General features: G+C 64.2%; 7 protein-coding genes. 4 read left to right on the top strand and 3 right to left on the bottom strand.

The window, feature by feature from the left end:
- Window positions 1–202: 202 nt before the first annotated feature.
- On the bottom strand, window positions 203–1,249 hold the full coding sequence (locus QLH51_RS18015; RefSeq protein ID WP_125662002.1) for a hypothetical protein: 1,047 nt from the start codon (window positions 1,247–1,249) through the stop codon (window positions 203–205).
- Window positions 1,250–1,731: 482 nt separating this feature from the next.
- On the opposite strand from QLH51_RS18015, the gene QLH51_RS18010 reads away from it, so the two are divergent.
- Window positions 1,732–2,613, top strand: a complete 882-nt coding sequence (locus tag QLH51_RS18010) for a hypothetical protein (protein ID WP_125662000.1) — start codon at window positions 1,732–1,734, stop codon at window positions 2,611–2,613.
- A 45-nt stretch (window positions 2,614–2,658) separates the two neighbouring features.
- On the opposite strand, the gene QLH51_RS18005 is transcribed toward QLH51_RS18010, so the two are convergent.
- Window positions 2,659–2,958, bottom strand: a complete 300-nt coding sequence (locus QLH51_RS18005; protein ID WP_125661997.1) for a hypothetical protein — start codon at window positions 2,956–2,958, stop codon at window positions 2,659–2,661.
- Window positions 2,959–3,158: 200 nt separating this feature from the next.
- Between QLH51_RS18005 and QLH51_RS18000 the strand changes: the two genes are divergently transcribed.
- Genes QLH51_RS18000 through QLH51_RS17990 form a run of 3 tightly spaced genes read left to right on the top strand, consistent with a single transcriptional unit; the run spans window position 3,159 to window position 9,123 of the window.
- The gene (locus QLH51_RS18000) at window positions 3,159–4,349 is read left to right on the top strand and encodes a DUF6361 family protein (RefSeq protein WP_164516240.1); all 1,191 of its coding nucleotides are present in this window, start codon (window positions 3,159–3,161) and stop codon (window positions 4,347–4,349) included.
- The gene (locus QLH51_RS17995; RefSeq protein ID WP_283514655.1) at window positions 4,301–6,145 is read left to right on the top strand and encodes a phospholipase D family protein; all 1,845 of its coding nucleotides are present in this window, start codon (window positions 4,301–4,303) and stop codon (window positions 6,143–6,145) included. Before QLH51_RS18000 ends, QLH51_RS17995 begins: the two co-directional genes overlap by 49 nt.
- Window positions 6,145–9,123 (top strand): DEAD/DEAH box helicase family protein, encoded by a 2,979-nt coding sequence (locus QLH51_RS17990; RefSeq protein WP_125661988.1) that lies wholly within the window; start codon window positions 6,145–6,147, stop codon window positions 9,121–9,123. Before QLH51_RS17995 ends, QLH51_RS17990 begins: the two co-directional genes overlap by 1 nt.
- Here QLH51_RS17990 and QLH51_RS17985 read toward each other — a convergent pair.
- Window positions 9,050–9,514 (bottom strand): hypothetical protein, encoded by a 465-nt coding sequence (locus QLH51_RS17985; protein WP_125661985.1) that lies wholly within the window; start codon window positions 9,512–9,514, stop codon window positions 9,050–9,052. The genes QLH51_RS17990 and QLH51_RS17985 overlap by 74 nt on opposite strands.
- Window positions 9,515–10,082 lie beyond the last annotated feature (568 nt).

The following is a 10,082-nucleotide window of genomic DNA, read 5'->3' as shown; positions in this document are numbered from 1 at the left end:
TTTCTGTAGGATCTCCCACGGTTCGTCCTCCTCGTGTGAGGATAGGCTCGGCCCACCCGAGCAACCCTCGGATCACGACTGTAGGGCGAACCAACCCGGCCAACGACACGGACATACGGTCTTACGAAGCCTCAGAATTGGAGTTGCCGAGAAGATCAGACCGGTGGGGGCTCGCCCTTGCCTCCGGCGCGATGAGCCCGCGTTACCCGCTCGTCAGTGGCAGGAAATATTGCGTGAGCAAGTCTGTACAGGTCATGCCAGGTAAGGTTGGTACGATCGCCATCGTCGCTCCAAGCGGACGGGTGAGCCGTCTGAGCTCCTCAACAATCGTCTCTCTTGCAGGACCGGGCTCCCGGTAAAGAGAGCCAATGATCTTTGTTGATTGGGCGTCCATGTCGGGAGCAAGCAGCCGCATATTCTGCCTGTGAAAGCCAAAGCCGAGAAAAACCAAGTGCTCGGCCTGCTGAACAGCGTTTCGCATAGCCGTCAGCTCGTCGCCATCAGCCAACTGCTCCGTAAAGGTGCGGAGTTGTGGAGCGATCAATTCGAGCCGATCGCGCGCGACCCATCCGTAGGGTATGCCGCCATCGACGCCGAGATCCCACGATAAACGGCCGACCTGCCCATAGGGATGGAAGATGCGCACCCGCTGCGAGATTGCGACCGCGTCGGCATGGTCCAGTCCGTAGGCGGCGACTAGCAATGTTGGCAAATAAGCCTCAATCGAGCGATCGTAGTTGAAGGTGATGATTGTGAGTTGGTCGAAAATACTTTCGACCCGGCTTTTTCGTATATCAGTCGTGAGCATCTGGCCGAGGGGTAGAAGCCAAGTGTCTCGCAAATTCTGCAAGTCGAAAATTCCGGGCTGCTCAGGTGCTTCCGAAAGCTTGCTTTCGGCCTCGGCGGTCAACAGGCGGTAAGCGATGGCTAGCTTGCCGACCATTTCCACAAGGGGATCGTCGTCGTTCTGATCGATGACATTGTCGATTGAGCGAGCGATGTCCGCGGCGGATCGGACCCGTGCAGCTGCGTCGTAGAAGGGATCCGATGGGTTGATGCGCGACTGACCCGTAAGTCTGGCGTACGCGAGCCCGATGTCGAGCGCCGCGCTGGAGCCATTCACGTGATCGAACTGGCTGCCGAACTGCAGCAGTTCCGAGATGTCGCGCAGGAGCCCCGGACCTGTCGGAAAGTCGAGTTCGGCGCTAGCGCCAGCGCCGATCACAAACGTCGTCGGAACACGGATCATCGATGCCTCGGGAACAATGTCGCTTTCAGATCAGCGGCCTGCTTCATAACGGTTCATTGCAATGAGCGACTTTAGCAGACATTGTCGTGGTGCCAATCGGTCTGCGGGTGCAGCGCTTGGGATCGAAGCTGGCGAAGGCAGATCACCAACGTTTACCGACCGCCGCATTCGGTATGGCACGGCACGCATCGCCGCCTGCCTGCGCACCCCAACTCTTGAGTAGCGCGCGATAATCGCTGCCGAATTAGTGCTTACGTGTTCACGGGCCTGCATTCGGCCGATTTGCAAGGATTTGCAGCTGCCTCCGAGCGACGAGGCGCTCGCAACGAGATTGCCGGCGGTGAGGGGAAGCATTAGGCATAGCCTTCGTGGTGTTCACCTCTCTTGGCAGGCAGCGGCTCTCCAGTTCGATGAAAGCCAGGATTAAGCCAGCGATCCCCGTTGGGGCCTGCCAATAACGCAGAAGAGACGCAGGCTTACCGATGTCCGACTTCTTCACCGATCGCGAATATGGCCCGACACCCCGGCACACAGAGACGATCGGCGAGCCGCTTTGGCTCGCGATCCAGAGCATGATCGAGCTCAAGATCGACGCGGGTTGGTTCGGCTACCGGTTTCCGGCACTGTGTAGCGATTCAGGTCGGCAGCCATATGGGTGCGACGAGCGGGCGTTCGGCGCCACCTTGGTCGCCGAGATACCGTGGCTGGAGTGGCCGTTGCGTCGCAACGAACTTCCGCAGACGCCGACCATCCTCGACTTGCTCGAATTCTGCGCGATGGCGGTCGGCGAGAAGCGCGAGCGCAGTTGGCATGACTTTATGGGCCATTATCACGTTGCCTGGGACCACGATGCGGGCTTGCGCGCCTTTGCGGTCGAGGTGAACCGACTGCTTGCCCGCAACGGCATCGCGTACGAGATGTCGTCAGCCGGGAAGATCCGGCGGATCCTTCCTGATCCTCTGGCGCAGGCAATCGCCCATGCCCGGTTCGCGACAGGCGATGCCGAAACCGATCGTCTTCTGGAAGCCGCGCGGATCAAGATCCTCGCGCCGAAGCATGACGATCGCAGCGACGGGTTGGAGAAGCTTTGGGATGCCTTTGAGCGGATCAAGACGCTCGATGGCAGCGATAAGAGGTTGGGCGCAGCGAGCCTGCTTGATCGCGCTGCCCGGCCCGGCAGCAAGTTGCGGATCGCGATCGAGGAAGAGGCAATGGCCCTGACCCGCCTCGGCAACGCACACCGGATTCGCCATTCGGAAGTGGGGCAGGAGCCGCTCGAGACAGCGCTTCAGATCGACTTTCTGTTTACGCGTCTTTTTGCCTTCATCCATCTCCTGCTCAAGGCGAGTGATCGCGCGGCGTGACGTCGCGGCCTGAGCGAGACCGGGGGGGGGGGCTGCTGATCGCCTTTATCGCAGGGCTGGATGGTGGGTGGGTGCCCAATCTTTGAAATGCTGGGGCGCGACGTAAAGATCTTTCAGCGGCCAAGGCGTCACGACCACCTCCATTGTGCGATTGAGCTCGTCGGACAAACCCACATCGCCAAATTGCGCGACCAGCAGCGATGCACACGCTCCAACTGCCGAGAGTGCATTCAAGAGGGTCGCGCGCGCGAACTGCCCGCCCCGGTCATGCTTGACCGCATTATAGGCGTCGTACCACGCCAAAGATTGGGTGGATGCCTGACTGTCCCAATCTGAGAACGGCATAATTGACCCGATATCCGGATAGCGATGAAAGCACACTGAGAAATCGCGAAGTCTCAACGGATCGGCGAGTTTGACATAGGACGATGACAGTTAATTAGGAAACGGACTGGCTGGCTTTCATGGGCGAGGCATGTCAGCGTTCATACCCTGCCACGCATACCAACCAGCAAATTGGTTCAACCGAGCCCTACAAGGACGTGATGACAAGCTCCCCCGCCATCGGATGGTTCATGTTGTCGGAGGCCGACCGCGACGCCGCCCAGCGATTTCTCTCGAAGCTGGCTTCCGATGGTACGCGGGACGAGCTCGGCTTCGCCCCGATCCACTTCGCCTTCGCAGACCGCTTCTTTCCCGGCACCTCTGTCCAGCATCAGCAGCTTCGCTACGTTTTCTTCGTCGCGTGGGCATATCAGGAGTTGGCGGCGGAAAGCGTCGGCGGCCGTTTCGACCGTGAGCGGCTGTTCGAGGTCGAGCGGCGCTACTCGCGGCGTCTCATGGCCGGGGTCCCGAAGCTTCCGAACTCCGGCATCTCGGGCTGGATGAAGTACCAGGCGAAGGAGCGTCCGGTCGTGCGCGCGAGCACGATTTACTGGAGCGCGTTACGTGCATGGCGCATCGCCAACCCCGTCGCCGGCATCACGGACCCTCCGACAGAATCGCAGCTCCAATCATTTTGGCCCCGCCTGCTCTCACGGGACGACAGTGATGCGCTGCGGACGTCCGTGGTCGAGCTCTTCGACGGCATCCCACGTGCGCCCGACGGGTGGAACCGTGCGTCCGGTCAACTCGACTTCGAGTTGCGCGACGTTGAGGCCGACTACATCCGCAGGAAGTGGCGCCACGCCGGTCTGGGTGGCACCCGCCCTTTGCTCAGCCGTCTGGCCGAAGACGGCGTGACGACGAAGTCGCTCTGGTCGCGCAAGGTCCGGGACGCGGCTTCGGCGGAGGAACGCGAACTGCTCGACCTTGCCCGGCGGGCAGCATCGGTCGCCTGCATCGCGCGGGCGGCGTATGCCACGCTCGTAGAGGCGAAGCGTAACAAAGACTTGGCGCGCGAGGACCGGGTCCATGCGGACGCTCTGCCAAGGGTCATCGCCGAGCATCGCGAAGCGGCACTCGAGACGGACGTAGAGGCGCTGCGAGCAGCCACGCGCATGGACGCGAACCTGACCCGGTTCGTGCGCGAGGTGATCGCCTGGGCGAAGTCCGATGGCACCATCGATGACATCGCACGCGTTCTCGAGGCCCGGGAGCGAGAGTTGAAGTTCGAGCGGGCCTATCTACTGAACGCCCGGCGGCGAGCCGATTGGAAGAAGGATATCGCGGAGCCTCTCGACTATCGTTGGCCGATGGTGCGGCGGATGATTATCCGCGTCGGGGCGGCTGCGTGAGCTTCTCGCCAAACGACCGAATCTCCATCTTCGGTGCATTGCGGCCAGGCTCCGGGCAGTCGGTCACGCGTGCCGTGGTTGCAACCTACTCGTTGGATCTGGTCGCGCTGCTCGGCCTCGTCCTGACGCTGGGCGGGAATCCCGAGGCCGAGTTTGAGAACTCCCCCCTTAGCCTCGTGAAGGCGTTCGACGGTATCCGGGGCCGGCTCCGCGTCCTTCACCAGGTCGGGCGGATCGTGGCGCCGAGGGCGCACCGCTCGATCCTGCCCCTCCTCGACACGATGGTGGAAGCGGTTCCGGCGAACGAGCGCACCCAGAGCTGGCACCCCAAGGTAGCCCTCGTTCGCTACGAGGGCGAAGGCGTCGAGTGGCGGTTCTGGATCGGCAGTCGCAACCTGACCGGCTCGCGCGACCTCGACGCCGGGCTTCTGCTCGTGACGTCTCGGGACAAGGCCGCGCGGCCGGTCACGGATGTCGGGCAACTGGCGCGCGGTCTTCTGGTGGAAGGCGGCTTCTCCTCGTCGGAACTTGACGAGCTGGACAGCGCGCGCTGGCTGGCTCCGCCGGGCGTCTCGGTCCGGCGCCTGCTGTGGCGCCGCCCCGGTGGGACGACGTCCTTCATCGGTTCGCCGCTTCTCGAGCGCGCGGAGGCCGCGAGCGCGGTCAGCCCCTTCATCGACCGGACCGGACTGAAGGAGGTGCTGCGCGCCGGGTCGCCGTCGGTCACGCTGCTGACGACGGACATGGCGGCCGGCAAGTGCGCACCGCTGGCCGGCATCGCGTTCAGGACGGGAACTTCGCCCGAACCGGAGGCCACTGTCTCCGTTGCCCAGCAGACCGAGGACAAGGCGGCTGAGTTCATCGAACCCCCGCCGGCGGGGGTCCATGCTAAGCTGATCGCCCTGACCAAGGGCAGGAAGTCGGCGGTTATGATCGGCAGCGCCAACCTGACCACTCGCGGCCTGCTCGGCCCCAACGCGGAGGCGGTCGCGATACTCGACGTGGTCGATGAGACGCTCGCCGGATCGCTGCACGAGTTCGTGCAGTCCGGCTTCGAGTTCGAGCCCGCCCGGGTGAACGAGGCGGCGGCGGAGCGGGAGGAGAGCCAGCGGCAGCTCGACGAGCGGATCGCCCTCCTTATCGAATGCGACCTGATGCTGGAATACGCGGATGACGGCCTATTCCTGATTATCGGCGAGGGCGCTGGCGCTGCACTTGCCGCCGCGCGCTTCGAGGCGGCACCGTTCGTGGAAGCGGATGCCTGGCTTGTGCTCGAGAAGAGTGCCCGCCGGCTTCAACTCCTCCGCGGCAGCGTCGTCCCAAGCGAGCAGACCTCCCTCGTGACCTTCCGGGCGACCAGCCTGGCCGACCCGAACATCCAGCGCACCTGGGTGCTGTCGCTGCCGGTTTCCGGCCTGGATCCCGACCGTCGCGACCGCGCGCTGCTGACGCGTTACGTCGGGGCAAGCAGGTTCCGCGATTGGCTCCGCTCCCAACTGGACGGTCTCGACGCCACTGCCGGCCAGAGGTGGTCCGACGCACCGTCGGGACGCGTCGCGGACGGCACCTCGAGCGTCCCGGACATGTTCACGCTCGAGACGATGCTGTCGGCCTGGGCCCGCGATCCGGCTGGGTTCGAGCGGCGCACGTCGGGCATGATGGCGATGCTTGACTCGTTCCGCGAGGCTTTCGAGGAACTGCCGGAGGAGGATGAACGGGACGCCGCGCTGGCGGATCTCGTCGAGGTCCGACCTTTCCTGCAGGCGGTCCACGACGCCATCCATGGAGGCGCGTGATGGAACTGGCGCCCTTTCAATCCGACACGGTCGAGGTCGCCTGCGAGGTCCTGAACGCGGCGGGTCCCCGCCGCTTCCTGGTGGCCGACGAGGTTGGTCTCGGCAAGACCGTCATTGCCCGCACGATCGCCCAGCGGCTCCGCGAAGGGCGGCGGCGGCTGAACGTCATGTACCTCTGCCCGAGCCTGGAGATCGCCGGCCAGAACAGACCCAAGTTCGTGTCGCTCACCAAGGCCGATCCGGAGGAGTATGAGCCCGGGGGCGACCGGCTCGCGCTGGTCCCCGGCTGCCCGCCGGACGAGGGAGAGGGTTACAAGGTCTTCACGTTCACTCCGGAGACCAGCCTGCCTGGCTGGAAGCCGGGACCGCGGACTGGCCGCAAGGCGGAGCGGGAGCTGATCAGATCCGCACTCGACCGGTATCCGGAGCTGTGGGAGTTGGTGAAGCGTCTCGATCGCAAGCGGGCTGCCAAGGGCGTCCTGTTTCAGGACCGCGGCGACCTGACGGGCTTCACCGCGATCGGGATCGAGCGGGCGATGGGGGACATCTTCGACTGCGAGACGGGCAGCGTGGAGAAGGCAGTCATCGCATGGCTCGAGCGCGAGGATGTCGACGTGCTCGAGTTCGTCGGTCGATTCCGCTCTGTCCTCGCGCTGGCGGCCTTGCGTCTCAAGGCGGTGAAGCCGGACTTGGTCGTGCTCGACGAGTTCCACCGCTACGCTGACCTGATCGTCCCGAAGGCCGAACTGTCGAACGTCCCGCTAAAGCAGGAGCGCGCTAGGGTCCACCGGCTGCTAGTCGAGGCGCTACTTGGCGGTGATGAGCGGCCGGCGGTGCTCCTCCTCTCGGCGACCCCATATCGGTTGCGGCGCCTCGATGGCGGCGAGATCCACGAGCTCGACCACTACCGTTCGCTGATCGACCTTGCCGGCTTTCTTGCCGACGACGACGTCCGGAAAACCGCCGTCGAAAATGCGATGCGTGACTACCACCGTGCGCTTAGGACGACGGGAAGCAAGGATGTGATCCGGAACTGCGTGCTGGCGGCGAAGGATCGACTGGAGGCGCTCCTCAAGCCGCTCATGGCGCGGACCGAACGAGCCTTGGTCCACAAGAAGGATTTGTTCGAGCGTCGTAGCCCGCAGGTATCCGTCGAGACCCAGGACCTCGTCGTCTTCCGGCACTTCGCTCAGACCGCGGGTCCCGAGTTCGCCGGCTGGGCGCCGGCGATGTGGACCTCGATCCCATATCCCTCTCAGACGATGCATGGCTACAAGGTCTGGAAGGGCCTGAAGGCGGCCAGACCGGCACCGATCGAGGCCGGCAGTGGCAAGGGCAGCCTGGCGCATCCGCAACTCCGCCATCTCGCGCAGATGGTCGGCGAACCGGGCAACCTCTCCCTCCCGTGGCAACCGCCGACCGTCGCCTGGTGGCGGTTGGAGGGCCCTTGGTCGGGCAGACGGCCGCTTCCAGGCAAGACCCTTCTGTTCAGCAGGTGGCGCGGAGCTCCCACGGCGATCTCCGCGCTGCTCTCCATCAACCTGTCGGGCGGTCTCCGGAAGCCCAAGGAGAAGGCGCCGGTCCCGCTGCTCAGGCCAGGCGGCAGCGAGACTGGCGCGCTTGTGGGGCTGTTCATGCCGTGGCCGAACCTGCCGCTTGCGGTGGAGCCGCTCAGATCGGCTGCAGCCACGCTCATCGGCGTGCGGCGCGACGCCCGTCGTCAGCTTGAGGATTACTTGCGGAGGCAGCGCATCCGGATCGACGGTGAGGAAAAGCGGCCCACCTGGGTCGTCGCCGCTGGCCTCGAGCGACAGATCAATGGGATCACCTACCAGCGGGTGTCGTCGCTCGCCGCGAAGGCGTCGAAGGGTGCCAAGGCCCGGAACTGGGCCACGCTGCCCAAGGTCGATCGGATTTCGCCCGCCGAGCTCAAGGCCTTGAGCGAGCACCTGCTGTCCTCGCCGGGCTCCATCCTCGCGCGCTGCCTCGTTCGCCACTCGGTCCCCCAGGAGCGTCCAGTCGATCGGCGACGCACGTTCGCCTTCGCGTGGGAGAGCCTCCGGCCCTATCTCGGGCACAGGGCCTTCGCGGAGTTGATCCAATCGACCTCCAAGCGGAAGCGCTATCCGGACGCGCTTGCCGAAGCGATGCTGAAGGGCGGCTTCGAGGCCGTACTCGACGAGCAGATGTCGCTACTGTCGAAATTGGGTGACGCGAAAGGCATCGGCATCGTCGAGCAGCTTTCCGCGAGCCTGCTCGATCGCCCCGGTCTCGTGCAGTTCCGGCGCGGGCGGACCAACCACCGCGTGCCGGTGCAGGCCGTGGCGCCTTTCGCCGGCGGCGAGCAGAGCCGGGGCGGCGGCAAGAAGGGCAAGCGTTTCCGCACCGATACGCTGCGGCGCGCGTTCAACTCACCGTTCTGGCCGCACATGCTCTGCACCACCTCGATCGGCCAAGAGGGTCTCGACTTCCACCTCTGGTGCAGCCGGATCGTGCACTGGGATTTACCAGGCGACCCCGTCGACTTCGAGCAGCGCGAGGGCCGCATCTCGAGGTATGGCAGCCTAGCGGTCCGCCGTTCCCTGGCGCAGGCGCACGGAGCGCAGGCACTCGCGGCGCCCCGCGCATCGAGCCCATTCTGCGAGCTCATTTCGCTTGCAAAGCCAGTCAAGGACGACACGACGGGGCTCGAGCGGTGGTGGCTTCCCGCCAGCGGGCGTCCGATCAGCGTCAGCTTCGATTGGCGTTTCAGCCAGCGGGCTGTCCGCCGCGAACGGATGCTTGAGGACCTACTTTACTACCGTCTGGCGCTCGGGCAGCCCGATCCTGAGGCGTTCGTAACGATGCTCAGGCGCGTCGGGGCCGATGAAGCCGGCGGCCGCGAACTCGCGATCGATCTGTCGGCTATATCAAGGCGCTTGCGAAGAACGACGTCAGGACGCGGTACTTCATCTGATCCGCGGCCAAACCGGGAATGACCGGGACGGGCAGCTGGCCCTCGAGTCTCAAACTGTCGCCATCGGGCCCGCGCACACGCACGTCGCAGATCGCGGCGGGGTTGGAGTGCATGCGGGCGAAGATTGGCGGGCCGTTGGGGATCGGAAACGGAAGCTCGACATCGACTTCGCAGTGGTTGATCTCGACTCGTTGCATCTCGATGGATGGCGTGAGACCGAACTGGTGATCGACAAGTCCTTCAATCGAGGCATTGGGGTCGAAGTTGATCGACCCCGTGATCTCCTTTGCGTCGACGCCCAAGCTGTCCCGGAGCAGTGCCTTGGTGACGGTAAAGTCCCGACTGAACTGACGCACGGTAGCTTCCATCCAGCCGATCAGGGCAGCGCCATCGTGCGCGTCGGCCCCGCGCATGGTGAAGCTGATCGCATATTTGTGAAGCTCCTCTTAGCTGACGCCGTCGCGGTGCACCTCGCGGACCCGCTTAAGCGTCCGTGTCATCAACATAGCCCACCAGTGGACCACATGGAATTGAACGGGCTAGCCTGCCGGAGCGCTCACGATAACGACGAAGCAGGGATTGTTGGACCGGGTGAAGACGAGCGCATTGCTTAGCTTCATCGTGGCCCTGAGATTGCCGTAGCGCAGTCGCGTTTTGGTCAGGACGAAGCAGGCTGGGAGCGCCGTGGCGAGATCGGCGGGCAGTCCGCGCCGCGGCCGGCGGTCGAATTCTACAACATGGTCCCAGCCATGCTCGTCTTCTTCGCTAGCGTTGCACGTAGCACCGGGCTCATAGTCCGAGACGAGCGCCGCAAACGTCCCTTACCTCAATTTTCCAACTTTTCGGGCCATCGGTTCCATATAGGGCGCGATCCGCCGGCACGCGAACTTGCAGAAATTTACGCTAGGGACTAATTAATCTCGGTGCCCCAACCAGGGTGACGGAATTGGTGTTACTCTAATTCGGGCCTGAGCCGTTCGC

The organism is Sphingomonas sp. 2R-10, from assembly GCF_030062225.1.
Classification (GTDB): domain Bacteria; phylum Pseudomonadota; class Alphaproteobacteria; order Sphingomonadales; family Sphingomonadaceae; genus Sphingomonas.
This window is presented reverse-complemented; position numbering and strand designations above follow the sequence as displayed.

What these genes read in the sequence shown, in the direction of transcription:
- QLH51_RS18015 (WP_125662002.1), bottom strand. Translation starts at nt 1,249, where the DNA reads ATGATCCGTGTTCCGACGACGTTTGTGATCGGCGCTGGCGCTAGCGCC.
- QLH51_RS18010 (WP_125662000.1), top strand. Translation starts at nt 1,732, where the DNA reads ATGTCCGACTTCTTCACCGATCGCGAATATGGCCCGACACCCCGGCAC.
- QLH51_RS18005 (WP_125661997.1), bottom strand. Translation starts at nt 2,958, where the DNA reads ATGCCGTTCTCAGATTGGGACAGTCAGGCATCCACCCAATCTTTGGCG.
- QLH51_RS18000 (WP_164516240.1), top strand. Translation starts at nt 3,159, where the DNA reads ATGACAAGCTCCCCCGCCATCGGATGGTTCATGTTGTCGGAGGCCGAC.
- QLH51_RS17990 (WP_125661988.1), top strand. Translation starts at nt 6,145, where the DNA reads ATGGAACTGGCGCCCTTTCAATCCGACACGGTCGAGGTCGCCTGCGAG.
- QLH51_RS17985 (WP_125661985.1), bottom strand. Translation starts at nt 9,514, where the DNA reads ATGCGCGGGGCCGACGCGCACGATGGCGCTGCCCTGATCGGCTGGATG.